The following is a 25,229-nucleotide window of genomic DNA, read 5'->3' on the forward strand; positions in this document are numbered from 1 at the left end:
GGGCGGTGCCTGGGCGCAACATGTCGACATTAGGCATCCCGCCATCGGAGCACGTCCATGACCTCCTCCGCTCCGCACCTCTATCAAGCCTCCACCCGCACCGATCTCGTCGACTGGGGCGCCCAGTCCGACGCATTGGACGGCGCCTCGCACTCCACCGGCAGGCTGGTGCACAAGGGTCCGAACAACCAGCCGGAATCCGGCATCTGGGTGTGCACGCCGGGCCGCTGGCGGCTCTCGATCCCGCGCGACGAATTGTGCCATTTCGTCGCCGGCCGCGCGACCTACCGCTCGGATGTCGGCGAAGTGATAGAAGTCTCGGCCGGGACCGTGGTCATGTTCCCCGCCGGCTGGACGGGCGAGTGCACGGTGCACGAGACCATGCGCAACGTCTACATGCTGGCCTGAGAGCATGATCCCGAAAAGTGGAACCCGGTTTTCGGAAAAGATCATGCTCAGGCAAGAATCCACTTCATAGGAGCAAGACATGTCGACACCGCACTGGCCGCAGGCCTCGGCCGTGGAACTGGAAGATTGGGGCGCGGGGAGCAACACACTTGCCGGCGCGCCGCGCGCCTCCGGCAAAATCCTGTCGCAGAACCCGGACGGGTCGAGCGAATGCGGCCTGTGGTCCTGCACGCCGGGCACCCGCAAGGTCACCTTCGCCGCCGACGAGTTCTGCCATTTCCTGTCGGGTCACGGCAGCTATGTCCATGAGAATGGCGAGGAGATTCCGATCGCGGCTGGCACGCTGGTGTTCTTTCCCGCCGGCTGGACCGGCATTTCCATCATCACGCAAACGCTGACCAAGGCCTTCATGTGCCGGTGAGCATCATTTCAAGGAATTCGATATGACCACGCCAATCATGCAATCGCCGCTCGCCGTCACCGACCTCATCGACTGGGGCGTCATCCCGACGATGATCGAGGGGCAGTCCCACACCTCGGGCAAGCTGCTCCACAAGGGACCGGAAGGCCGTTCCGAATGCGGCCTATGGGTCTGCACGCCGGGCAAATGGCACTGCCACGTCACCCGCGACGAGTTCTGCCACTTCCTCGAAGGCCGCTGCACCTATGTGCACGAATCGGGTGAAGTGATCGAAATCGAGCCGGACACGGCGGCTTTCTTTCCGCAGGACTGGAAAGGCGTCTGCACCGTCCACGAGACCATCAAGAAGGTCTACATGATCCGCTGAGCGGATTCGAGAGGATGTCCATGCCCTTCTCCCCCGACCGGCCGACCTACTTCGTCAATCCGGACTACCGGCCGATGGCCGGTGCAAACAAGGCAGTGATCGACCCGGCCACGCTGCAGACGGTCGGCGCCATCTCCACGGCCAGCGAGGGCGAGATCGACGCCGCGCTCACCGCCGCGACCAGGGCGCAAGTTGCCTGGAAAAGGCTCGACGCCAAGAGCCGGGCAAAACATCTGCACGCCGTCGCCAACGCCATCGAGGCCACCGATTTCACCCGCTGCGCCGAGCTCATGGTGCGCGAGATGGGCAAGCCCTACCCGGAAGCCATCGGTGAGATCGCCAATTGCGCGCCGATCTTCCGCTACTATGCCGAGATGGCGCGCGACGATGCCGGCAAGGTGGCCGGCACGACGCAGGCCGGTTCGTTCCAATATGCGCGCTACGAGCCCTATGGCGTCTCCGTCCACATCATGCCTTACAATTTTCCGATCCTGTTGATGTGCTGGACCGTCGCGGCATCGCTTGCCGCGGGCAATGCCTGCATCATCAAGCCTGCCGAGGCGACGACGCTGTCGACCCTGGACTACATGGCGGTGTTCCGCTCGCTACCGGAAGGCCTGGTCTCTTGCCTGCCCGGCGGCGCGGCAACGGCGCAGGCGCTGATCACTTCGGACCGCACCCATGCCGTCGCCTTCACCGGCTCGGTCGCCGCCGGCAAGGCGGTGGCGGTTGCCTGCGCCGAACGCATGAAGCCTTGCGTCATCGAGGCCGGCGGCAGCGATCCGCTGATCATTAGCAAACACGCGCCGCTGGAGGTCGCCGCGGCCGGCAGCGTCACCGCCGCCTTCCACCTCACCGGCCAGGTCTGCACCTCGGCCGAGCGCTTCTTCGTCGTCGATGCCGTGCATGACCACTTCGTCGACCTGTTCGCCGACAGGACACGCGCGCTGCGCATCGGCAACGGCATGGACAAGACCGAGATTGGTCCGCTGGTCAGCGAAGCGGCTCGGGCCAAGGTCATGCGTCTTGTCGATGACGCCATTCGCAGCGGCGCCAAAGCAATTACCGGCGGGCGCATCCCGCCGGCGCACAACACCGGCTGGTTCTACGAACCGACGATCCTGACCGGCGTCACCCCCGACATGGCGATCGTGCGCGAAGAGTGTTTTGGCCCGGTCGCCGCCATCTGCCGCGTGAAGGATTTCGACGAGGCGATCCGGCTTGCCAATGACAGCCCGTTCGGGCTCGGTGCCTCGGTGTTCACCACCGATCTCGCCGAAGCGCATGAGGCGGCCGAACGGCTCGAGGCCGGCATGGTCTGGGTCAACAATCCGCTTATCGACAATGACGCCTTGCCCTTCGGTGGCTGGAAGGCGTCAGGTCTCGGCCGCGAACTGGGACGGCAGGGGCTCGATGCCTTCCGCCGTTCCAAGATGGTCATCATCGACCACAGACCGGCGATCCAGGACTGGTGGTATCCCTATCCCGACAGCTGGTTCCGCGAGACCGGCGGACGCAAGCACGTGTGAGGGCATGGCGGCGACACCGCGCGGCTCAATGATCGCCGCCGCCTTCAGCGGTCATCTGGTCAGGCTGTCGCGTCGGTCTCCCAGGAACCGGTCTCGGCCATTTGCCTGAGGAGCGGAGCCACCTCGAAAACCTGCTTGCCGGTCCGCTGATGCCAGTGGTCAAGCCGTTCGACGATCCTGGACGCCCCTTCGAGACCGGCCCAGAACATCGGGCCACCCTTGCCGATGGGAAAACCGTAGCCATTGGCCCAGACGACATCGATGTCGGAGGCACGGGCCGCGATCTTCTCCTCGAGGATCTTCGCCCCCTCATTGACCAGGGGGTAGAGCGTGCGCTCGATGATCTCTTCCGCACTGATCGCACGCGGCGCGATGCCACGCTCGGCGGCCTTTTCGCGGATCAGCGCCTCAACCTCTGGATCTGGAACGCCTGCCCGGGCGCCTGCCTCGTAGAGATAGAAGCCCCGGCCGGTCTTCTGCCCGAAACGCCCCTGTTCGCACAGCGTATCGGCGATCACGGCCGTCAGGCCGCGCGCCTTGCGGTTGCGCCAGCCAATGTCGAGCCCGGCGAGATCGCCCATCTGGAACGGCCCCATCGGCCAGCCGAAATCGGTGAAGGCCTTGTCGATCTGGCTGGGTATCGCGCCCTCGAGCAGCAGCGCTTCCGATTCCGAACCGCGCGCGGCCAGCATGCGGTTGCCGACAAAGCCGTGGCAGACACCGACGACGACCGCCACCTTGCCGATCCGCCGCGCGAGGTCGACCACCGTCGCCAGCGCATCCGGCGCGGTCTTGTCTGCCCGCACGATCTCCAGCAGCTTCATGACATTGGCCGGCGAGAAGAAATGCAGGCCGAGCACATCCTGTGGCCGCGAGATCGAGCCGGCGATTTCATTGATGTCGAGATAGGAAGTGTTAGTGGCAAGGATGGCGCCCGGCTTGGCGATGGCATCCAGCTTGCCGAAGACCTCCTTCTTCACCGCCATGTCCTCGAACACCGCCTCGATGATGAGGTCACACTCGGCGAGATCGGCATAGTCGGTCGAGCCCTTGAACTGGGCGAGCCGTTGACGCTTGGCGTCTTCGGCCAGGGAACCGCGCGAAACGGAAACGGCGTAGTTCTTCTCGATCATGCCCAGCCCGCGCTGCAGCGCTTCCACGCTGGTTTCCAGCAAGGTGACCGGAAAGCCGCCATTAGCGAAGGCCATGGCGATGCCGCCGCCCATCGTGCCGGCGCCGATGACGCCGACGCGGGTGATCCTGCGCTTGGGCGTGTCCTTGCCGGGAAGCTTTGCCGCCTCACGTTCGGCGAAGAACAGATGGCGCTGCGCCCGCGACTGGTCACTGGCGACCAGTTTCACGAACAGCGCGCGCTCCGCCGCCAGCGCCTCGTCGAAGGGTAGTGTAACGGCGTTGCGCACCGCTTGCGCGCAGGCAACCGGCGCTTCCAGCCCGCGCGCCTTTTTGGCGAGCTCCGCCGCCTCGGCATCGAAAGCCGCGAGGTCGGTTTCCCCAAGCCCGTCATTGCGATCGCGCACAGGCGTGAACGGACCACCCTTGCGGGCGATTTCCCCTGCGAAGTTCGTGGCATGCGTGACCAGATCGCCCTCGAAAACGGCATCGACGAGACCGGCTTCATGCGCCTCGTCGGCACCGACCGGCGAACCCGAGACAATCATCTTCAGCGCCTTCACCGCGCCGACCAGGCGCGGCAGCCGCACCGTGCCGCCGCCGCCCGGCAGCAGGCCAAGTTTCACTTCCGGCAGGCCGAGCTTGGCGTCGATATCGGCAACGCGAAAATGACAGCCGAGCGCCAGTTCCAGCCCGCCGCCGAGCGCGGTGCCTTGGATGGCGGCGACCGTCGGTTTGGCGATGGTTTCCAGCATCGCGACGATGGCGCGCAGATCGGGCTGCTGCACCGGCTTGCCGAATTCGGTGATGTCGGCGCCGGCGACAAAGGTCCGTCCGGCGCAGGCGATGACTATTGCCGTGACCGAAGCATCGTCGCGCAAGTCGACCAGCGCCTGCATCAGCGGCTCGCGGACATGGAAACTCAGCGCGTTGACCGGCGGGTTGTCGATGGTGACGATGGCGACGCCATTGTCGTTCACGACGCTGACAGAATTGGACAAGCAGAGCCCTCCCGGGACCGACTGGGATCGCGGAAGGGTTTACTAGGCCGCGCCGCGAATGGGAACCCGCTGTTGGGCTGGCCCAACATTTGGCGGCACGACGGGCTGCCCCGGGAGATTGCGGTCGATGGTCGCCAGACGCTTCGGAACGGCGATCACCGCACCGCCTTCTCCCCACCCGCCGCCGTGATCACCCCGACGATGATCAGCCCGGTCAGCAGCAGCCGCACGCCGGCGCTGACGCCGAACGTGTTGAGCATGGTCAAGAGCAGCACCAGAAACAGCGCCGCGCCCCAGACCCCGGGCACATTGGCCTTGCCGCCGGCGACCGACGTGCCGCCGATGACGACGACGGCGATCGAGGCGAGCAGATATTCATTGCCGATATCGACATTGGCGCCCCTGAAATAGCCGGCGAGCAGGGCGCCGTCGATGCCGCCAAGCGCGCCCGACAGCGTGTAGGTGAGGAAGCGGATGCGGCCGACATTGACGCCGGCGAGCCAGGCGGCGCGGATGTTCTGACCGATCGCCAGCACTGAGCGGCCATAGATCATGCGCTGCAAGGCGATGGCCGCGCCGATGGTGAACAGCACGGTCAGCACCGCCAGCACGGGAATACCCAGCACCTGCCAGTTGGTGAAATCGGCAAAGCCGGGCGGTGGCTTGATCTGCAGCCCACGCCCGTAGCTGATGTCGATCGACTGGATGATGAAGCTCGCCGACAAGGTGGCGATGATCGGCGGAATGCGCAGCGCCCAGATCAGCAGATAGTTGATCGCGCCGATCGCCGCGCCGCAGGCGAGCGCCGCCAGCAGCCCGACGACGATCATGGAATCGCTGCCGGCCATCACCTTCATGGCGACCGCGCTCGCCAAGCCGATGTTGGCCGGCAGCGACAGGTCGACATTGCCGGGGCCGAGCGTGATGACGAACATCTGGCCGACGCCGACGATCACCGTGAAGACGGCAAGTGACAACGCCGCCGTGACCATGCCGCCGGCGCCATAGCCGCCGGTGAAGGCGATCGTCGCCAGCCACACGACAAGCGCGCCGAGGAACGACCATACCCAGGGTTTGCCGGCCAGCGATCTAACCAAAATCATCGCTCACCTCTCCCTGCGGCTGATCAGCACCCGCGCCGCCAGCACGATGATCAGGATGGCGCCGTTGGCGGCCACCTGCCAGTCCGGCGGAATGTGCATGAAGGTGAGCAGCGGCGAAGCGGCCAGCGCCAGCGTCAGCGCGCCGATCACCGCGCCGATCGGCGACACCCGGCCACCGACGAATTCGCCGCCGCCGAGGATGACACCGGCGATCGAAAGCAGCGTGTAGCCATTGCCGATATTGGCGTCGGCCGAGGTGGTGATGCCGATCAGCGCCATGCCGGACAGCACGCCGAACAGGCCGGCCAGCGCAAACAGCACGATCTTGGTTCTAAGCAGCGACCAGCCTGCGCGCTTGAGCGCGGCCGGATTGCCGCCGGAGCCGCGCAGGATCACGCCATAGGAGGTGCGCATCAGGCCGAAATGGACGACGAGGCCGATTAGCAGCGCCGCGATGATCGGGAAGGGGATAAGAGGCGGCTTGAACGACATGATCGCCAGCAGCCAGTCCGGCGCCTTGCCGCCGGGCTTGGGCAGGACGAGGATGGCCAGCCCCTGCCAGACGAAACTCATGCCGAGCGTCACCACGATCGACGGCAGATTGCGCAGATGGATCAGCGCGCCGAGCAGCGCATAGACGCCGATCGAGCCAAGCAGGATGGCAACGCCGATAAGCGGCGCGTCCTTCAGCCAGGTCGCGGTGACGCAGCCGACGAAACCGACGAAGGTGCCGATCGACAGGTCGAGCTCATTGCCTGAAATGACGAACATCTGCGCGATCGTCGCCAGCGCGATCGGGATCGCCAGGTTCAGCATCAGGCTGAAGCCGAAATAGCTGATGGCGCGCGGGTTGAGCCAGGCGATGGCGGCGAGCACCAATGCCAGCGACAGCGCTGGCAGCAGCCCGCGCAGCAGGCGGGCACGGGCCAGCGCACCACGCTCGGCGGAGCTCCTGGCGGTGGCGTCGAGGCTGGCGGCGGTCATCTCAGGCCGCGTCGCCGAAGGAGGACTGGATGATCTTCTCTTCGGTCAATTCGTCGCGACCCAGATTGGCGACGATGCGGCCGTTCTTGAAGACATAGACATGGTCGCAATTGTCGAGTTCCTCGGTTTCCGTGGTGTACCAGAGGAAGGTGCGGCCGCGGCCCGCCTCCTCGCGCACCAGGTCGTAGACTTCCAGCTTGGTGCCGATATCGACGCCGCGCATCGGATCGTCCATCAGCACGATCTGGGCATCCGAGCCGAGCGCGCGGGCAAACAGCGCCTTCTGCTGGTTGCCGCCCGACAGCGAAAAAATGTTGTTGTTCATGTCGGGCGTGCGGATGCCGATCTTCTTCTGCCAGAACTGGGCCAACTCGGCCTCGCGCCGCGGCGAGATCAGCAGCCCGTTGCGCAATCGCGCCAGCGAGCGGATGCCGATGTTCTCGGCGATCGACCATTGCGGGAAAATGCCGTCCGACTGGCGGTCGCCGGCGACCAGCGCCACCGGCGCGGTCACTTCGATGCCGGTCCTGGCGCGGGAAGCAGCAGCGAAGATCGCCAGCAGCAGGTCGGTCTGGCCGTGTCCCGCCAGCCCGGCAAGGCCGATGATCTCGCCGGCGCGGGCGACAAGGTCGGCGCCGTCCTTCTGCGCGGCGGGACGCGCACGCACCCGCAACGGACCGTCAGCCGGCTTGGCAGCGGCAATTTCAGCGGCGATCTTCTGGCGCGCCTCGGCCCCGCCCATCGCCGTCACCAGCCGGTCGCGGTCGAAGGCATTCGCCGCATCGGCGACCACCACCTTGCCGTCGCGCATCACCACGATGCGGTCGGCGTTCCTGAGCACCTCGCCCAGCACATGCGAGATCAGGATGCAGCTTTTGCCGCTGGCGATGAAACGGCGCACGAAGGCCAGCAATTGGCCAGCCGTGTGCGCGTCCAGCGACGATGTCGGCTCGTCGAGGATGACGAGGTCGAGCCGGTCCTGCGTCACTGTGAAGGCGCGCGCCACCTCGACCATCTGGCGCCGGCCGATCGACAGGTCGCCGACGATGTCCCAGGCCGAAATGCCATGATCCGGAAAGATCTCGTCAAGCTTGGCGGTGATCAGCGCGGCCGCCTTGCGCCGCCAGCCGAGGCCCGAAAGCGAGGCGTGGTTGATGCGCGTGTTCTCGGCGACGCTGAGATTGGGGCACAGCGACAGTTCCTGGAAAACGCAGCGTATGCCGAGCTTTTGCGCCCGCGACACCGAGTAGTTGTCCTCGACGCCGCCATGCACGCCGATCTTGCCGCTGTCGGGTGTGAGCGTGCCCGCCACCATGTGCATCAGCGTCGATTTGCCGGCGCCATTGTGGCCGACCAGGCCGACGCATTCGCCGGGCCGGACATGGAAGTCCACGCCGCCCAGCGCACGAACGGCGCCGAAATGTTTTTCGGCGCCGTTCAGTCTGATGATGTCAGCGTTCCCTTCAGGCATGCTCAACACTATCCGCGCGATGGTACGAAGGGCAACGCAAGCGCGACATTCACTTGATGTTGGCCTTGATCGCCGCGAGGGCGTCTTCCTGCGTGTATTCGTGGGTGGCGACGCCGCCTTCCTTGATCTTCGGCAGGGCTGCCTCGAAGTCGTCCTGGGTGAAGGCCAGATACGGCACCAGCAGGTCGTGCGGAATATCCTTGCGGCCATCGAGCACCTGCTGCGCCACCCAGAAGGCGAGCGACGACACGCCAGGCGCGATCGAAGCCGACCAGGTCTTGTAGCCGTCCTTGTCCTTCTGTTCCTTCCACCACTTCAACTCGTCCTGCCGGTTGCCCATGATGATGGTCGGGCGCGGCTTGCCGGCGGCGGCGAAAGCCTGTGCGGCGCCATAGCCGTCACCACCCTGGTCGACGATGCCGACGACGTCAGGCAGCGACGGCAGGATGGTCGCGACGGCTTTCTGCGCCGTGGTCTGGTCCCAGTCGCCGGTCACCGAACCGACAATCTTGAACTCGGGATGGGCGGCAACGCCTTCGAGGATGCCGGCATGGATGGCATCGTCGATCGAGGTGCCAGCCAGGCCACGGATTTCCAACAGGTTCCCGCCCTTGGGCTGGAACTTGGCCATCTGCTCGACTTCCTGCTTGCCCATGTCCTTGAAGTCGACGACGACGCGATAGGCGCAGGGCTCCGTGACGGTGCCGTCAAAGGAGACGACGGTGATACCGGCATCGCAGGCCTGCTTGATGGCGCCGTTGAGCGCGTCCGGCGAGGCGGCGTTGATGACGATGGCGTCATAGCCCTGCAGGATCAGGTTCTGCACCTGGGCCGCCTGCGTCGGCACTTCCTTGTCGGCGGTGGTGAAGATGTCGGCCGCGCCGACGATCTTGTCGGCGACCGCCTTCTTGGTGACGATGCCGTAGCTGTCGAGCATCGCCTGCCGCCACGAATTGCCGGCATAATTGTTGGAGAATGCGATCTTTTTGCCGCTGGTATCGGCAAGCGCCGTCCCCGATGCGAGCATCGCGGCAAGAGCGCTCAAGGCTAACAGTTTCTTCATGTCATACTCCTCCCAAGAGTTGCTGGTCGTGCGGATTCTAGATGGAAAATCGAGCCTGTGTTCCTGTTTTTTATCGATTGTCAGACAAATGCAGATGGCGCGGCAGCCTGTCAACTGCAATCCGCAAAGCCCGCCGATCAACTTGCGGTGCGCCAATTGAAATGGTCTGGCTGGATGGGTAAGCCATGCGCACAGGAGGCCTAACAGAGATGGCAGTGACGCCGACCGTTCCCCCGGGCGCACCGGGCATTCCGGCGCGCTGGACGTCGAGCGCCAAGAGCGGCGTCGGCACCGCGTTTTCAGCCAAGAGCCCGCTCTGGTTCACCATCAGCCACGGCATCTTGAACGAGATCTACTATCCGCGTCTCGACAGCGCCTGCACGCGCGACATGGAGCTGATCGTCACCGGCCCCGGTGGCTATTTCTCGGAAGAGAAGCGCGACGCCGCGCACGCAGTAGCGCCTTTCGAGGACGGCGTACCCGGCTACAGGCTGACCAACACCGCGGCAGACGGCGCCTACCGTATCGAAAAGCGCATCATTACGGATCCGAAACGGCCTGTCCTGCTGCAGGAGATTGCATTCGTACCGCTGAAAAATTCGGCGGCCGACTACAAGATCTACGCGCTGCTTGCGCCGCACCTCGTCAACGCCGGCATGGGCAACACTGCCTGGGTCGGCGAACACAAGGGCCAGCGCATGCTCTTCGCCACGGGGCGGGGCGTATCCCTTGCGCTGGTCTCCTCACTGCCCTGGAATACCTGTTCGGCCGGCTATGTCGGTTTCTCCGACGGATGGCAGCAATTGCAGAACGGCGGTGCGCTCGATCCCTCCTGCCAGCGGGCGGAAGACGGCAATGTCGCTCTGACCGGCGAGATCGGCTTTTGCGCCGGCAAGACCACGGCCTTGCTGGCGCTTGGCTTCGGCGCGACGCCGGAAGCCGCCGCCGACATGGCGCTGGCCAGTCTCAAGCAGGGTTTCGACGCCGCCGCCGAAACCTATGTCGAAAACTGGCGGACATTTCAGACCAGGCTTGAGAAGCTCGACCGCCACACTGCCTCCGGGCTGAACACCTATCGTGTGAGCACAGCGGTTCTGGCCTCGCATCTCTCGGTCGCGAGACCCGGCGCCGCTGTTGCCAGCCTGTCGATCCCATGGGGCTTCAACAAGGGCGACGACGATCTCGGCGGCTACCATCTGGTCTGGCCGCGCGACCTGGTCGAGACCGCTGGCGGTTTCCTCGCCGCCGGCGACGGCAAGCAGGCGCTGCAGATCCTGACCTATCTGCACTCGATTCAGCAGCCGGACGGTCACTGGCCGCAGAATGTCTGGTCGGACGGCACCGCCTATTGGCCCGGCATCCAGATGGATGAATGCGCCTTTCCGCTGCTGCTGGCCGACGCATTGCGCCGGGCGGGCCACCTGCCGCGTGCCAGGCTCGCCGATTTCCTGGCCATGATCGAAGCCGCCGCCTCCTATGTCGTGCGCAACGGCCCCGTCACCGGCGAGGACCGCTGGGAGGAAGACGCCGGGTACAGCCCGTTCACGCTGGCCGTCGAGATCGCCGCGCTGCTTGCCGCCGCCGATATGCTGGATATCCTGGGAAAGAGTGAGCCGGCAAACTACCTGCGCGAAACCGCTGATTGCTGGAACGATCAGGTCGAACGCTGGACCTACGTCACGGGCACCCAGCTCTGCATCGAGGCCGGCATCACAGGCTACTATGTCCGCATCGCGCCGCCGGACGATGCGGGCGCCGCATCGCCGAAGGACGGCTTCGTACCGATCAAGAACCGTCCGCCGGCCGACACTGACAAACCGGCAGAAGCCATAATCAGCCCCGACGCCCTGGCCCTGGTTCGCTTTGGCCTCAGGGCAGCCGACGATCCGCGCATCGTCGGTACCGTCAAGGCCGTCGACACCCTTTTGCGATGCGATCTGCCGCAAGGCCCGGTCTGGTACCGCTACACCGATGACGGCTATGGCGAGCACGAGGATGGCACGCCTTTCGACGGCACAGGCCGGGGACGCGCCTGGCCCCTGCTCACCGGCGAGCGGGCGCATTACGAGCTTGCCGCCGGCCGCAAGGAGAAAGCCGCGCAGCTTCTGGAGACCTTCGAGCGTTCGGCTGGCATGGGCGGGCTGCTGCCGGAACAGGTCTGGGACAGCCCGGATGTGCCGGGGCGCGAGCTGTGGGAGGGCAAACCGTCCGGCAGCGCCATGCCACTGGTCTGGGCGCATGCCGAGCACATAAAGCTGTTGCGTTCGTTGCGCGACGGCGTGGTCTTCGACACGCCGCCGCAAGGCGTCGAGCGCTACATCAAGGGCAAGACAAGCTCGCCGCTCAGGATATGGCGCTTCAACAACAAAATCCGCTCCATCCCGGCCGGCAAGGCTTTACGCGTAGAGCTTTCAGCGCCCGGCGTCGTCCATTGGAGCAGCGACAACTGGCTGACGATCCAGGACCACAAGACCAGGGAAACCGCTTTTGGCGTCCATCTGGCCGACCTGCCGGTCGCCGGATTGACGTCGGGAAGCACCATCGTCTTCACTTTTTTCTGGCCCGATGCGATGCGTTGGGAGAATGTCGACTTCAGCGTCGGCATCGACGCATCGTGGTAAAAGCGGCCGGGCCGATAGATTTTCTCTCTCCTCAAGCAATCGGGACGAAACCATGCAGATCGGAATGATGGGACTGGGCCGGATGGGCGCCAACATGGTGCGGCGCCTGATGCGCGACGGCCATGAATGCGTCGTCTACGACATCAACCCGGCAAGCGTCGCCGCCCTGGTCAGCGACGGCGCGCTGGGCGCGGCATCCCTGACGGAATTCGTCGGCAAGCTCGCTAAGCCGCGCTGTGTCTGGCTGATGCTGCCGGCGGCGATCACCGGCAAGATCATCGATCAGGTCTCAGCCCTGATGGAGCCCGGCGACATCGTCATCGACGGCGGCAATTCCTACTATCACGACGCCGTCGACCAGGCCGCGAAACTGACCACCAAGGGTATCCATCTTGTCGATGTCGGCACCAGCGGCGGTGTCTGGGGCCTCGAGCGCGGCTACTGCCTGATGATCGGCGGCCCCGACGTGGCGGTGCAGCACCTCGATTCGGTCTTCGCCACGCTGGCGCCCGGCGCCGATGCCGGCGCGCCGGCTCCCGACAAGGCTGCCGGCACCGCGCCCTTCGGCTATCTGCATTGCGGGCCGAGCGGCGCCGGCCACTTCGTCAAGATGGTGCACAACGGCATCGAATATGGCGTCATGGCCGCCTATGCCGAAGGCATGAACATCCTGAAGTCGGCCAATGCCGGCAAGCGGCAACGCACGGCCGACGCCGAGACCAGCCCACTGGAAAACCCGCAATATTATCAGTTCGACATCGACCTCCCGCAGGTGGCCGAGGTCTGGCGGCATGGCAGCGTCATCGGCTCCTGGCTGCTCGATCTCACCGCCGGCGCGCTGAAGGGCGATCCGGGCCTGGCGCAGTTCGGCGGCCGCGTCTCGGATTCGGGCGAAGGACGCTGGACGCTGAAGGCGGCGATCGACACCGGCGTGCCGGCGCCGGTGCTGTCCTCGGCGCTGTTCGACCGCTTCTCCTCGCAAGGCGAATCCGAATTTGCCGACAAGCTGTTGTCCGCCATGCGCTATGCCTTCGGCGGCCATGTCGAAAAGCCGAAGGCCGGCAAGTGACGCCACAGCAGGAGACGCACGCATGAGCCAGGAACGGTCCGACACGCTGGTGCTCTTCGGCGCCACCGGCGACCTCGCCCACAAGAAGATATTTCCGGCCCTTTACCAGATGGTCGCCAAGGGCACGCTCACCGAACCGGTGATCGGCGTCGCCTTCGACGCCTGGGACATCAAGCAGTTGCAGGCCCGCGCTCGCGACGGCATCGTCAATGCGCTGGGCAAGATCGACGAGAAGGTGTTCGCCAAATTCGCCTCGCTGCTGCGCTATGTCAGCGGCGACTACCGCGATCCGGCCACCTTCGAGAAGCTGAAGACCGCACTCGGCACCGCCCAGCGGCCGCTGCACTACATGGCGGTGCCGCCGACCATGTTCGAGACTGTCGTGCAGGGGTTGGAGCAGTCGGGCACCGCGCGTGGCGCGCGGCTGATGGTGGAAAAGCCGTTCGGCCATGATCTGCAGTCGGCGCGCTGGCTGAACCGCGTGCTGCATCTGGTGTTCGACGAGCAGTCGATCTTCCGCATTGACCACTATCTCGGCAAGGAAGCGATCCAGAACCTGCTCTATTTCCGCTTCGCCAATTCCTTCCTCGAGCCTATCTGGAATCGCAATTTCGTCGAGAGCGTGCAGATCACCATGGCCGAGGATTTCGGCGTCGAGGGGCGCGGCCGCTTCTATGACGATGTCGGCTGCATAAGGGATGTCATCGAGAACCATCTGCTCAACATCCTCCTGCTGCTGGCCATGGAGCCGCCGGTCGGCCGCTCCGCCGACGATTTGATCGACGAGAAGGTCCAGGTGCTCAGGGCGATTCGGACGCTGGCGAAAGACGATGTCGTGCGCGGCCAGTTCACCGGCTACCTCGCCGAGCCCGGCGTGGCGCCGAACTCGCCGGTCGAGACCTTCGCGGCGGTGCGCTTCTTCGTCGACACCTGGCGCTGGCAGGACGTGCCTTTCTTCATCCGCGCCGGCAAGAACATGCCGGTGCATGTCACCGAGGTGGTGGTGCGGCTGAAGCGGCCGCCGCTCGACGTCTTCGACCCGATCAAGCCCGCCGACCAGAACTACGTGCGCTTCCGCATCGACCCGCAAGTGGTGATCGCCATCGGCGCCCAGCGCAAGGCGCCAGGCGACGACATGGTCGGCGAGCAGGTGGAACTGACGGCGCTCGACGACAGCAAGGCCGACATGCCGCCCTATGAAAGGCTGATCGGCGACGCCATGAACGGCAACGGCCAGCTCTTCACCCGCCAGGACGCGGCCGAGCTTGCCTGGCGCATCGTCGGGCCGGTGCTCGGCGACACCACGCCGCCGCATCTCTACGAGCCGAAGACATGGGGACCGACGGGCGCCATGGCCGGCTTCGGACCGCCCAATGGCTGGATCGACCCGGTGGCATGATCGGAGAAGACACGATGGCCAAGGCGATGAAGCAACCGGCACCCGACACCGAGAAGATCGTTCTGGCGATCGACATTGGCGGCTCGCACGTCAAGATCCTGACCAGCGCCGGCGGCGCCGAGCGCCGGGACGATTCTGGCCCGGGCCTGACGCCGCAGCAGATGATCGACAAGGTGAAGAAGCTCGCCGAGGGCCTGTCCTACGACGTCATCTCGATGGGCTATCCCGGCCCGGTGCGTCACAACAAGCCGGTGCTCGATCCGAAGAATCTTGGCAAGGGCTGGGCTGGCTTCGATTTCGCCGCTCAATTCGGCAAGCCGGTCAAGGTGGTCAATGATGCGCTGATGCAGGCCATCGGCAGCTACGAAGGCGGGCGCATGCTGTTCCTCGGGCTGGGAACCGGCCTCGGCGCGGCGATGGTCTTCGACAATGTCGGCCAGCCGATGGAACTCGCCCATCTTCCCTACAGGAAAGGCCGGAGTTTCGAGGACTATGTCGGCGAGCGCGGCCTGGAAAAGCACGGCAAGAAGAAGTGGCGCAAATACGTCTTCGACGTCGTCACTCGCCTGCGCGCCGCCCTGCAGCCAGACTATGTCGTCATTGGCGGCGGCAATGTCGACAAGCTCGACGCGTTACCGGCCGAGACCAGGCGCGGTGACAACACACGCGCCTTCGAAGGCGGATTTCGTCTGTGGCGAGACAAGGCTCTGATCGTCTGATATTATTACAGTTTAGTATAGTTGTTCAAAATAACGTGTGGCGCCGCGCTTAATCATTGCGTTGTGCAGATTTGCCGACTAGGAATTTTGCGCGCTGCCCCCGCGCGGTCCACTGGATACGCCAGAAACGCTTCAGCATTTTTGATTTTGTGCCTCGTCCTTTCGAAAACGAACCCCATTTTCGAGGCCGTGCACCATAGACGGAGGAAACATTGACCGACGATAGCAACGACGCTCGCATCGACCTTCTCGAGCTGACCGCCCACATCGTATCCGCCTACGTTGAGAAGAACCGCCTGCCCGCCTCCGGCCTGGCCGACCTCATCGCCAGCGTCGCCACCTCGATCGGCGGGCTCGGCAAGCCGGCGGTGCCGGTGGCCGCACCGCTGGTCCCCGCGGTCAACCCGAAAAACTCGGTGACGCCGGATTTCATCATCTGCCTCGAAGACGGCAAGAAGTTCAAATCGCTGAAGCGCCATCTCGGCGTGCATTTCGGCCTGACGCCGGACGCCTACCGTGCCAAATGGGGCCTGCCATCTGACTATCCGATGGTTGCCCCCAACTATGCGGCCTCGCGCTCGCAACTGGCGAAGTCCATCGGACTCGGCCGCAAGGCCGTTGAGGTGGCGCCCGTCAAGGCCAAGGGCCGCAAGGCCAAGGTTTCGGCCTGAGCAATTCAGTCCTGAGCCAATATTTAGGACGACTGGAACAGAAGCCTGCCGGCGAAACCGCCTTGGCAGGCTTCCTGTTTTTGTGGCTTGGATAAACCAGACAAGGGGATCTGGGGGAAGCCATGAACTACACCAGGATGGTGATCGAGAAGGAAGCGCCGGAGGAGTACGGCTACGACCGCATCCGCTTCAACCTCTCCGAGAGCTCGATCGCCGACCAGAAGCTCTCCGACATCGGCCTGTCGCTGCCAGACCTCACGCTGTTCTATGGCGAGCATCGCGGCGACAAGGACTTGCGCGCCCTGATCGCGGCACAGGACGCCGGCGTCTCGCCTGACGATGTGCTGGTCACCGCCGGTGCCGCCGGCGCGCTGTTCATCATCTCGACATCGCTTCTGTCGGCGAGCGACCATCTCGTCGTCATCCGGCCCAATTACGCCACCAACATCGAAACCCCAAGGGCGATCGGCTGCGCCATCAGCTTCGTCGACCTCGCCTTCGAGGACGGCTTTGCCATCGATGTCGAGGCCGTCAGGGCGGCGATGCGACCGAACACGAAACTGATCAGCGTTACGTGCCCGCACAACCCGACCGGCACGATGATGGGCCAGACCGATCTCGACGCGCTGGTGGCGCTCGCGGAGACCAGCGGCTGCCATTTGCTGGTCGACGAGACCTATCGCGACCTTTCCTATGGCCGGCGCCTGCCGTCGGCGGCCTCGCTGAGCACGAAGGCGATCAGCGTCGCGTCGCTGTCGAAGGCCTTCGGCATTCCAGGCATCCGCATTGGCTGGCTGATCACCAGGGATCCAGCACTACAGGAGACGTTCCTTGCCGCCAAGGAACAGATCGGCATCTGCGGCAGCGTCATCGACGAAGGCATTGCGCGCGGCATGCTCGAACGCCGGGACGCCTTCCTGGGAGCGCTGCTGCCCGAAATGGCCAAGCGCCGCGACATCGTCCAGGCCTGGATCGACCGCGAACCGCTGGTCGACTGGGTGCGGCCCGAAGGCGGTGTCGTCGGCTTCCCGCGCCTCAATGTCGAACCCGGCTTCGATCTCGACCGCTTCTATGTGAACCTGCTGGAAAACCATGGCAAATATGTCGGGCCCGGCCACTGGTTCGAGATGGAAAAGCGCTTCTTCCGCGTCGGCTTCGGCTGGCCGACGGAGGCCGAGTTGCGAGGCGGGCTCGACGCCATTTCGGCAGCACTTCGGCAGTAATTTCCTTGTGCGATGGGCGCAACAGGCTGAAAATCCCTTGATCCAGTGCTGATTTTCGCACGCATCGCGCATCGAACTTTGCTAGACGTTCCATTGGTCGGACCAGCGCCCAACCTTGGGAAGTGCCCCGCCGGCATCGCATCGGCCCGAAAGTCCACTCCGATTTTCGGAAAGCACGATGCGAAACTAAACAGTGTTGGAGCGCACTTTGTGCGTCCAATTGGACGCACGTCGCTCCAATGCCATCGCAACGGGGCCTTTATTCATGACATCCCTACAAACTTCACCTGAGCAGCGTTACGCTGCCTTCCGGCACAAAGCCTTCCTCAGCTACTGGACGGCGCGCTTCCTCACCACCTTCGCGACCATGATCGTCTCCGTCGCCGTCGGCTGGCAGATCTATGATCTGACGCGCGATCCTTTCGACCTCGGCATTGTCGGCATCGTCCAGTTCCTGCCTTCGCTGCTTTTGGTGCTGGTCACCGGCGTCGTCGCCGACCGCTTCGGACGCCGGCTGATCATGGCGCTGTCGACGGTGATCGAGGGCATATGCGCCCTCACTCTGCTGGTCCTGACGCTGCGCGGTCTTGTAAGCCCGCTGCCGATCTTCGCCGTGCTCGCGATGTTCGGCACGGCGCGGGCCTTTTACGGCCCGGCTTCGTCCTCGCTGTTCGCCAATCTGGTGCCGCCGGAGGATTTCAGCAATGCGATTGCCTGGAACTCGTCCGCCTGGCAGACGGCGACCATCGTTGGACCGGTTGCCGGCGGCCTGCTCTACGGCGTTTCTCCGGAAGTCGCATACGCCATCGCCGCCATGCTGATGCTGGCCGCCGCCCTTTTGATTTTCACCATTCCCAGGCCCGCCCAGCGGACCGCCACCGACAAGCCGACCATGGAGACGCTGTTTGCCGGCTTCCGCTACATCTGGAGCGAGAAGATCGTGCTTGGCGCCATCTCGCTCGACCTGTTCGCGGTGCTTCTCTCCGGCGCCTCGGCATTGCTGCCGGTCTATGCGCGCGACATCCTGCAGCTCGGCCCGTGGGGCCTCGGCCTGCTGCGCTCGGCGCCCGGCATCGGCGCCATCTGCGTGGCGGTGTGGCTCGCCGGGCACCCGATCCGCAACCATGCCGGTGTGATCATGCTCGGTTTCGTCGCGGCATTCGGCGCCTCCACCGTGCTGTTTGGACTGTCGACCCTCACCTGGCTGTCGATCGTCGCATTGGCCCTCCTCGGCGCCACCGACATGTTCAGCGTCTACATCAGGGAGACGCTGATCCAGCTGTGGACGCCGGACGAGGTGCGCGGCCGCGTCAACGCCGTCAACCAGGTTTTCGTCGGCGCCTCCAACGAAGTCGGCGAATTCCGTGCCGGCACCATGGCGGCGCTGATCGGCACCGTGCCGGCGGTGGTGATTGGCGGCGTCGGCGCCATCGCGGTAGCAGGCCTGTGGGCCTGGCTGTTTCCGCAATTGCGCAGGGTTCGCCACCTCAACGGGCGCAACTGACGCTCGCCGATGGTCGGCAAGATACATCACCCCCGTCACAGGAAATGCCATGATCACCTGCTGCCTGAAATATGTCATCGACCCCTACAAGCTTGCCGAGTTTGAAGAATATGGCCGTCGCTGGATCGGTCTGGTCAATCGCCTCGGCGGAAACCATCATGGCTATTTCCTGCCGAGCGAAGGAGCGAACAATATCGCCTATGCCATGTTCAGCTTTCCGAGCCTTGCCGACTATGAGGACTATCGCAAGCGGATGGCAGCCGACCCGGAATGCCAGGATGTGTTTGAAGCGGAAAAGCGCAATCGCAGCATTCTAAGCTATGAGCGCAGCTTCATGCGGCCGGTGCTCGAACCCTAGCTAAAGAATTGCTCCAAGAGATGGAGCTACCGCACCGCCGGCGTCCCAAACACCATGCGCAAAAACTCGTCCAGCCAGCGCTTCAGATGCATGTCCCAGATCAGCCTGCCGCCGAGGTGATCGCGGCCGGGCTGGGCGCCAGGCAATTCGAAGCGATGCGCGCCGCGCACCACCCAGCGCTGCATCATCACCCGGGTCAGTTCGCCATGGAACTGTATGCCCCAGGCATTGTCGCCATAGCGGAAGGCCTGATTGGGATAGGTCTCCGCCGTCGCCAGCAGCGTCGCGTCGCGGGGCAAGGAAAAGCCCTCGCGGTGGAACTGGTAGACCATGTCGGGCCAGTGCATCAGCTTCCTGCCGGCCTCGGTCGCCTTGAGCGGATACCAGCCGATCTCGACCAGCCCTTCGCCGTGCCCCTCGACCTTGCCGCCGAGATGGTTGACCAGCATCTGCGCGCCGAGGCAAATGCCAAGGCACGGCCGGTTCTCCCGGAGCGGGATTTCCAGCCAGTTGGTCTCGCGCCGAACGAACTCGTCCTCGTCATTGGCGCTCATCGGTCCGCCGAACACCACCGTGCCGGCATGGCCGTCCAGCGTCTCCGGCAAGGCGTCGCCGAGCGGCGGCCGGCGGATGTCGAGCTCGAAACCCTCTTCGATGAGCATGTGGCCGACGCGTCCGGGGCTCGAATTCTCCTGATGCAGCACGATCAGGATTTTTGGCTTCGAGCTCGTTGCGCGCGGCATCGTCAGGCGAGATCCCGTCTATTCGTCGCTGGATGTTCCGCGGGCACCCGGCGCCTGCGCCGCCGCCTTGCGGCGCGCCTCGACCCGGTCGTGGCGCTCGACGCCGATCAGTTCGGCGACCCGCCACACCGTATTGTCCTCTAGCTCATGCAGCTCGCCATCGGCATAGACGATCTCCCACATCAGGCCGATGAAGGCCTTGCGCCCGTCCGCGTCGAGATGGCGCTTGAGCACGCTGGTGAAGGCGTAGAGGTCGATCGCCTCATTGTCGGCGCGCTCGCCGGCGGCGGCCAGCGCTTCGAGTTCGGCGCCGCTGATCGAGTAGCTCTCGGAGAGCACAGCCTTGAACCGCTCCCATTCGACGTCCTGGCGCACGCCGTCGGCGTTCATCACATGGTAGAGCAGCGCCGAGGCGGCGACGCGCGGGTCGTCCGTGCTGGTTTGCGCGCCGGCGCCGGCCGGCAAATCCCTGAGAAACGACAGAACGCGTTCGAACATCAATCCATTCCCAAACGGCCCAAGGGCCAAGTCAATCACCCGAAGGCCAAAAATTAAAACAGCCGGAAGCGGCGCGGCGATTTTTCCGCTTCCTCGTCCGGATCGACGCCCGGATCGTCCGGCAGCCGCGCCAGTTCTTCCGCCGGCTCGACGGCCTCGGCATCGGCTGGTACCGCCGCGAACGCAGCCGCCGTGACCGGCGTGACGTGGTCTTCGCTTCTATCGATTCCCTTGCTTGTTGTCTTGCTGCTCGCCGTGGCAGGCTCGATCGCGTCGATCGGCTTCTCGCTGGCCGGCTTCGCCAACGCCTCGATCACCGGCACCGTGGTCTCGGGCGCATCGTCACGGCTGTCGATCAACTGGCCAAGCCGCTCCATCGGCGCGCGCCATTCGAAGGCATCGAGCCGACCGGTGACAGGCGATACCGGCGCCCAGCGTTCCGAAACCACGCCATCGGCGACCCAGGCCGGATCGCGCGGCGCCCGCACCGCCTTGGACAGCAGCTGCCGCACCTTGCCCTGGTCGCCGGTCTCGGCCTCCTCGATGTCGGCCAGCAGCAGATAGGCGCCCTCGCGGCGGTCCATCCGGATCGCGGCCTCGGCCTCGGTGCGAGCGGTGGCGAAATCCTGTGCATCGAGCGCGGCACGCGCCACCGTCATCGACGATTCGGCGTGGTTCTTCTTCATCTCCTGCAGCTTCTTCGCCCGGTTGAGACGGTCGAGCACGGCGTCACCCGGCCTGGCATGGGTGTAGAGCTCGGCAATCTCCGGATGCGGCTCGGCCCTCCAGGCGGTCTCCAGGATTTTCGAGCCCTTGCGCACATCGTTCTGCTTGAACAGCGCCGCGGCGGCGGCAACGGCGGCGGGGGCGAAATCCGGCTGCAGCTTGTTGGCCTCGAGTGCGGCCGTCCTGGCGGTGGTGGGATCGCTGTCGGCGAGCGATTGCGCCTTGGCGGTCAACAGCACGGCGCGACGGCGATTGGCGGCATCGCGCTCGATCTGCCGCGTCGCCTTCTGCGCGTCGACCAGTTTCAAGGCGCCGTCCCAATCACCGCGCGCGGTCAACTCCTCCAGTGTCGATTCGGCCGCCCAGGCCAGTTGCGGCGCAACGGCGGCGGCGCGGCCGGCATAGTGGCGGGCGGCATTGCGGTCACCCAGCCGTTCGGCTTCGAGATAAAGCCCGCGCAGGCCGAGCAGCCGCATTTCGGGATCGTCGAGCATGCTCTCGAACTTTTGCCGCGCCCCTTCATGGTCGCCTTCGAGCAGCGAAGCCTGCGCCTCGAGCAGATGGATCAGCGGTTCCTGGTCGGAACGGATCAGCTTGGCCGCTTCCTTGGTCTTCTTGCGGGCCAGCGCACCGTCGCCGGCGCCGGCGGCGATCATGCCGGTCGACAGCGCCTGGTAGCCGCGGTCGCGGCGGCGCACGCGGAAATAGCGCGAGATGGTATAGGGGCTGTTCCACAGCGACCTGATCAGCCACCACAGGATCATTACCGCGGCGACGACAGCGACGATGGCCACCGCCGCCACCATCAGGCTGACCTGATACTGGTAGCCGCTGAAGGTAACGACCATGTCGCCCGGCCGGTCGGCCAGCCAAGCAAAGCCGAGACCGAGCGCGAAGACGACGATGAGGAAGGCGAGCAGGCGGATCATCGTTTTGCCCTCATGCCTTCATCGCGCCGGAGATCAGCGCGTCGACCTGGGTTTCGACCTCGATGCGCGCCTTCAGTTTGCCGGCAAAGTCGGCACCGGCGGCCTTCACGGCCTCAGGCAGCGAATTGTATTCGCCGAGCGCCTTGGCATAGTCGCCCTGTGTGACGGCCACCTCCATGCGCGCAACGGTTTCCGGCGCGCCAGGCCCCTCGACGGCGCCGATCGGCCGGACCTTGACCAGCGATTCGGCACTCGACATCAGGTTCTGCAGGAAGCCGGCATTCTGGTCGACCGGCGTGGCGGCGGCGACCATGGCATTGGCTGCGGCATCCATTTGCGAGGCGATCTCGGTGCGCGTGGGCACGCCCTTTTCGGCATAGGGCCGTAGGGTCGCGAGCTCAGGCGCGTTGGGCGAAATCGCCGCCAGCGTATCGAGTTCAGCCGAGAACGGCGCACCGCGTTCGAGCGCCGACTTCAAAGCCGACGCGGCAATGGCGAGCGCGATCTTCGGCTGTCCTGCCGCCGCCTCGACCTTGCCGGAAAGCTGCGACACCGACTGTTCCAGCGCGGCGAGGCGGCTGTCCTGGGCCTTCGCAGCTTCGCCCGTCGATTTCACCAGCGCGTCGAGGCTCGCCAGTTTTTCGTTGAGCGGGCCGAGATCGACCGGCGCCGCGCTGCCGGACTTGCCGAGGGCGGCGACCGCGGTTTCGATCTGCTTGACCTTGTCGCCGAGCGCCGCAAGCCCGGCATTGTCGCCAGCACCGCCCTGTTCGACCGCCGATTTTAGCGCCGCGACATCAGCCTTTACCTGCTCCAGTCCCGAGGAAAGTCCGACCACCTTGGCCGCTGCATCGTTATTGCCGCCGCCGTCCTTCAGCCCGGCAATTTCGGTTTTCAGCGAAGCGATCTCGCCATTGACGCCGTCGAGCGAGACGCCGGCGCCGGAACCCGGCCCGCCAAGCAGGCCGGCAAATTGCAAGACGCCGGCGCCGGCGAGCGCGATGACGCCACCGATAATGCCGGCAGCGATGCTGTTGAGGCCGCCACGCCTTGCCGCGGCCGGTATCGGCGCCATCTTTTCGTCCCGCGTCTGGGTTTTTGCCTTGCTGTCATCGCTACGCTTGGCCGACGCATCCTCGAAATTATAGTCGGAGGCGGCAGTGCGATCGGCTGGCGCATCCGAGCCGGGATAGGGCGTCTCCGGCTCAGCGGCCTTGGCCTCCGTGGGCGGCTCGATCCCGGCCTGTCCCACGCCATCGGCATGCTCCCAGGGTTCGAGATCGGTCTGGTCGGCATGCACCGGCTCTTCGGGAGCCTCCGGCTGCGAGGCATCAGCGGCTTCCTCGGCCTTTGCCTCGTCGGTCTGGGCCGTTGCCTTGGCGGCATCCTCGTCGACGAGGCGGGAAACGGCACCGGGCTCGAGATCGATGGTCACCGGCTCGCGGCGGCTTTTCGAGTGTCGCATCTTCGGCGTCTTGACCATGCCTGGGCTCCGCAAAATTCGCTTCGTCTCAACGCCTGGCGGCGCGTGATGGTTCAGAAAGGGTCTAGCACATCACCAAGCGGTGAAAAGGGGCGGTGTGATGACGCGGCTCAGGGCAGCACCCGCAAAAGCGCCAGCAGCGCCTCCTCGTCGGGTCGCGCGGCGATGTGGATTGTTTTGCCGGCGCCGTCGCCGAAGGCAGCGGCTATGCGGGCGGAAAGAGCGAAAACCTGTATCTTTTCAAAGGCCTCTTGCAAGGCAGGCCGTTTGCTCAAAGCCTGCATCGCGACGGCCGCCTTGGCCGAGTAGAGCAGCACCGCATCGACCGACTGGCCGGAAAGCAGCGCGAGGATGGTCTCGTCGGAATATGGCACCGGGAGCGTGTCATACGTCTCCACGGCGCGAACCCGGACTCCAGCCGCTTCCAGCCGTTGTTCGAACATCGGAAACCGCACGCGCCCGCAGAGATAGGTGATTGCCTTGCCGGGCAACGCCGCCGCGATGGCGTCGGCCAGCGCCTCGGCATCGCCCGAGCCTTCAATGACGGATGAGAACCCCATCGTGCGCGCCGCTTCGGCGGTCCTGGCGCCCACCGCATGGCAAGGAAGAGCAGCAAGCGACGCGATGACCTCTCTTGAGGCATGGCGCACGGCGTTGGCGCTGGTAACGGCAACGGCATCACCAGTGACGAACCCCGTATCGGCAGGCAAAGCCACCGTTTCGGTCAAGGGCAGAACGACCGGTTGAAAGCCCGTCTCCTGAAGCCGCCGCGCCGTGCGCGAGGCGCCCGGTTCCGGTCTGGTCACCAGGACGCGAAGCATCTTCAGAGCCAGCCGTCGAAGAACTTTTCGCCGGCCTTGGCCCGCACCGTCCGTCCGGCCTCATTGCCGATACGGGCGGCATCCTGTGCCGGTCCCTGCAATTCGACCGTGTGCGACTGCGTGCCGTCGGGTGAGATGATCAGGCCGGCGAAAGAGAGATTTCCGGCCTCGATTGTCGCATGGCCGGCGATCGGCGTGCGGCAGGAGCCATCGAGCGCCGCCAGGAAGGCGCGTTCGCAGGCCAGCGCCTGCCCCGTCCGAACATCATGGATCCCCGTCAGCATCTTTTCGACGTCGCGGTCGCCGATACGGCTCTCTATGCCGATCGCACCCTGTCCGGGTGCGGGCGGAAAAATGTCGAGCGGCATCAAATCGGTGGCGACATGCTCAAGACCGAGCCGCTTCAGCCCGGCATAGGCGAGGATGGTGCCGGCGGCGACGCCTTCGTCGAGCTTGCGCAGCCGCGTCTGCACATTGCCGCGGAACATCACCACGTCGAGATCCGGCCGCATGCGGCGGATCAGCGCCTGCCGCCTGAGCGACGACGAGCCGACCTTGGCGCCGCGCGGCAGCTCGGCGATGGCCTTTGCCGCCTTGCCGACAAAGGCATCGCGCGCATCCTCGCGCGGCAGGAATGCGCTGAGTTCCAGACCGTCCGGCAATCGCGTCGGCATGTCCTTCGACGAATGAACGGCGATGTCGATCGCGCCGGCAAGCAGCGCTTCCTCGATTTCCTTGGTAAACAGGCCCTTGCCGCCGGCCTCCGACAGCGGCCGGTCCTGGATGCGGTCGCCGCTGGTCGAGATGACGGCGACCTCGAAGGCTTCCGCCGGCAGGCCATGCGCGGCGATCAGCCGCGCCTGTGTTTCATGCGCCTGTGCCAGCGCCAGCGGGCTGCCGCGTGTTCCGATTTTCAAGATTGTTTGCATGGCGCGCGGTCCGTGATAACCCCCCGGCTGGCTTTGCGTTTCCGGCATTCTCCCTAAA

The 25,229-nt window shown here is 65.0% G+C and carries 23 protein-coding genes; 12 read left to right on the plus strand and 11 right to left on the minus strand.

Annotated elements, in window-relative coordinates; all coding sequences use genetic code 11:
• Window positions 1-57: 57 nt before the first annotated feature.
• The 4 genes from ACLGL5_RS05085 (at window position 58) to ACLGL5_RS05100 (ending at window position 2,725) form a co-directional block, all read left to right on the plus strand.
• Complete coding sequence (locus ACLGL5_RS05085; protein ID WP_069090469.1) at window positions 58-408, plus strand: cupin domain-containing protein; 351 nt, start codon at window positions 58-60, stop codon at window positions 406-408.
• Window positions 409-487: 79 nt separating this feature from the next.
• Entirely contained in the window at window positions 488-829 is a 342-nt protein-coding gene (locus tag ACLGL5_RS05090; protein WP_069090470.1) for a cupin domain-containing protein, read from the plus strand.
• A gap of 22 nt (window positions 830-851) precedes the next feature.
• Window positions 852-1,196, plus strand: a complete 345-nt coding sequence (locus ACLGL5_RS05095; RefSeq protein WP_038650458.1) for a cupin domain-containing protein — start codon at window positions 852-854, stop codon at window positions 1,194-1,196.
• A gap of 20 nt (window positions 1,197-1,216) precedes the next feature.
• Window positions 1,217-2,725 carry an aldehyde dehydrogenase family protein gene (locus ACLGL5_RS05100; protein ID WP_069093215.1) on the plus strand — a complete coding sequence of 503 codons (1,509 nt, stop codon included), beginning with the start codon at window positions 1,217-1,219 and terminating at the stop codon, window positions 2,723-2,725.
• A gap of 59 nt (window positions 2,726-2,784) precedes the next feature.
• On the opposite strand, the gene ACLGL5_RS05105 is transcribed toward ACLGL5_RS05100, so the two are convergent.
• From ACLGL5_RS05105 to ACLGL5_RS05125, 5 genes are all read right to left on the minus strand, one after another.
• Window positions 2,785-4,857 carry a 3-hydroxyacyl-CoA dehydrogenase NAD-binding domain-containing protein gene (locus ACLGL5_RS05105; protein WP_069090471.1) on the minus strand — a complete coding sequence of 691 codons (2,073 nt, stop codon included), beginning with the start codon at window positions 4,855-4,857 and terminating at the stop codon, window positions 2,785-2,787.
• Between the two features lie 155 nt (window positions 4,858-5,012).
• Window positions 5,013-5,960: an ABC transporter permease gene (locus ACLGL5_RS05110; protein WP_019861954.1), complete on the minus strand. Its 948-nt coding sequence runs from the start codon at window positions 5,958-5,960 to the stop codon at window positions 5,013-5,015.
• A 3-nt stretch (window positions 5,961-5,963) separates the two neighbouring features.
• Entirely contained in the window at window positions 5,964-6,944 is a 981-nt protein-coding gene (locus ACLGL5_RS05115) for an ABC transporter permease (RefSeq protein ID WP_019861955.1), read from the minus strand.
• A 1-nt stretch (window position 6,945) separates the two neighbouring features.
• Window positions 6,946-8,415 (minus strand): sugar ABC transporter ATP-binding protein, encoded by a 1,470-nt coding sequence (locus ACLGL5_RS05120; RefSeq protein WP_069090472.1) that lies wholly within the window; start codon window positions 8,413-8,415, stop codon window positions 6,946-6,948.
• Between the two features lie 49 nt (window positions 8,416-8,464).
• Window positions 8,465-9,478, minus strand: a complete 1,014-nt coding sequence (locus ACLGL5_RS05125) for an ABC transporter substrate-binding protein (protein ID WP_027047529.1) — start codon at window positions 9,476-9,478, stop codon at window positions 8,465-8,467.
• Window positions 9,479-9,687: 209 nt separating this feature from the next.
• Here ACLGL5_RS05125 and ACLGL5_RS05130 point away from each other — a divergent pair, with 209 nt between their 5' ends.
• From ACLGL5_RS05130 to ACLGL5_RS05165, 8 genes are all read left to right on the plus strand, one after another.
• Window positions 9,688-12,099: a glucan 1,4-alpha-glucosidase gene (locus ACLGL5_RS05130; RefSeq protein WP_069090473.1), complete on the plus strand. Its 2,412-nt coding sequence runs from the start codon at window positions 9,688-9,690 to the stop codon at window positions 12,097-12,099.
• Between the two features lie 52 nt (window positions 12,100-12,151).
• Window positions 12,152-13,168 (plus strand): phosphogluconate dehydrogenase (NAD(+)-dependent, decarboxylating), encoded by a 1,017-nt coding sequence (gene gnd / locus ACLGL5_RS05135; RefSeq protein WP_019861959.1) that lies wholly within the window; start codon window positions 12,152-12,154, stop codon window positions 13,166-13,168.
• Window positions 13,169-13,190: 22 nt separating this feature from the next.
• Window positions 13,191-14,567 carry a glucose-6-phosphate dehydrogenase gene (zwf, locus tag ACLGL5_RS05140; RefSeq protein WP_069090474.1) on the plus strand — a complete coding sequence of 459 codons (1,377 nt, stop codon included), beginning with the start codon at window positions 13,191-13,193 and terminating at the stop codon, window positions 14,565-14,567.
• Between the two features lie 14 nt (window positions 14,568-14,581).
• Complete coding sequence (locus tag ACLGL5_RS05145) at window positions 14,582-15,286, plus strand: ROK family protein (RefSeq protein WP_038653527.1); 705 nt, start codon at window positions 14,582-14,584, stop codon at window positions 15,284-15,286.
• A gap of 212 nt (window positions 15,287-15,498) precedes the next feature.
• On the plus strand, window positions 15,499-15,957 hold the full coding sequence (locus tag ACLGL5_RS05150) for a Ros/MucR family transcriptional regulator (protein WP_069090475.1): 459 nt from the start codon (window positions 15,499-15,501) through the stop codon (window positions 15,955-15,957).
• Window positions 15,958-16,079: 122 nt separating this feature from the next.
• The gene (locus ACLGL5_RS05155) at window positions 16,080-17,180 is read left to right on the plus strand and encodes an aminotransferase class I/II-fold pyridoxal phosphate-dependent enzyme (RefSeq protein ID WP_069090476.1); all 1,101 of its coding nucleotides are present in this window, start codon (window positions 16,080-16,082) and stop codon (window positions 17,178-17,180) included.
• Between the two features lie 265 nt (window positions 17,181-17,445).
• The gene (locus tag ACLGL5_RS05160) at window positions 17,446-18,684 is read left to right on the plus strand and encodes an MFS transporter (RefSeq protein ID WP_069090477.1); all 1,239 of its coding nucleotides are present in this window, start codon (window positions 17,446-17,448) and stop codon (window positions 18,682-18,684) included.
• A gap of 49 nt (window positions 18,685-18,733) precedes the next feature.
• Entirely contained in the window at window positions 18,734-19,042 is a 309-nt protein-coding gene (locus tag ACLGL5_RS05165; RefSeq protein ID WP_019861965.1) for an NIPSNAP family protein, read from the plus strand.
• Between the two features lie 26 nt (window positions 19,043-19,068).
• Here the strand turns inward: ACLGL5_RS05165 and ACLGL5_RS05170 are convergent, their stop codons facing one another.
• The 6 genes from ACLGL5_RS05170 to hemC all read right to left on the minus strand — a co-directional run bounded on the left by ACLGL5_RS05170 (window position 19,069) and on the right by hemC (window position 25,171).
• Window positions 19,069-19,785 (minus strand): glutamine amidotransferase, encoded by a 717-nt coding sequence (locus tag ACLGL5_RS05170; RefSeq protein ID WP_019861966.1) that lies wholly within the window; start codon window positions 19,783-19,785, stop codon window positions 19,069-19,071.
• 18 nt (window positions 19,786-19,803) lie between these two features.
• Entirely contained in the window at window positions 19,804-20,283 is a 480-nt protein-coding gene (locus ACLGL5_RS05175) for a tellurite resistance TerB family protein (protein ID WP_027047532.1), read from the minus strand.
• 53 nt (window positions 20,284-20,336) lie between these two features.
• A complete protein-coding gene (locus ACLGL5_RS05180) occupies window positions 20,337-21,938 on the minus strand; it encodes a heme biosynthesis protein HemY (RefSeq protein ID WP_069090478.1) in 1,602 nt (533 codons plus the stop codon).
• A 10-nt stretch (window positions 21,939-21,948) separates the two neighbouring features.
• Window positions 21,949-23,421, minus strand: coding sequence for a COG4223 family protein (locus ACLGL5_RS05185; RefSeq protein ID WP_069090479.1), 1,473 nt, complete (start codon window positions 23,419-23,421; stop codon window positions 21,949-21,951).
• A 110-nt stretch (window positions 23,422-23,531) separates the two neighbouring features.
• Complete coding sequence (locus ACLGL5_RS05190; protein ID WP_069090480.1) at window positions 23,532-24,242, minus strand: uroporphyrinogen-III synthase; 711 nt, start codon at window positions 24,240-24,242, stop codon at window positions 23,532-23,534.
• 2 nt (window positions 24,243-24,244) lie between these two features.
• Window positions 24,245-25,171 carry a hydroxymethylbilane synthase gene (gene hemC, locus ACLGL5_RS05195; RefSeq protein ID WP_069090481.1) on the minus strand — a complete coding sequence of 309 codons (927 nt, stop codon included), beginning with the start codon at window positions 25,169-25,171 and terminating at the stop codon, window positions 24,245-24,247.
• Between the last annotated feature and the right edge of the window lie 58 nt (window positions 25,172-25,229).

Source organism: Mesorhizobium sp. U510 (genome assembly GCF_059180695.1).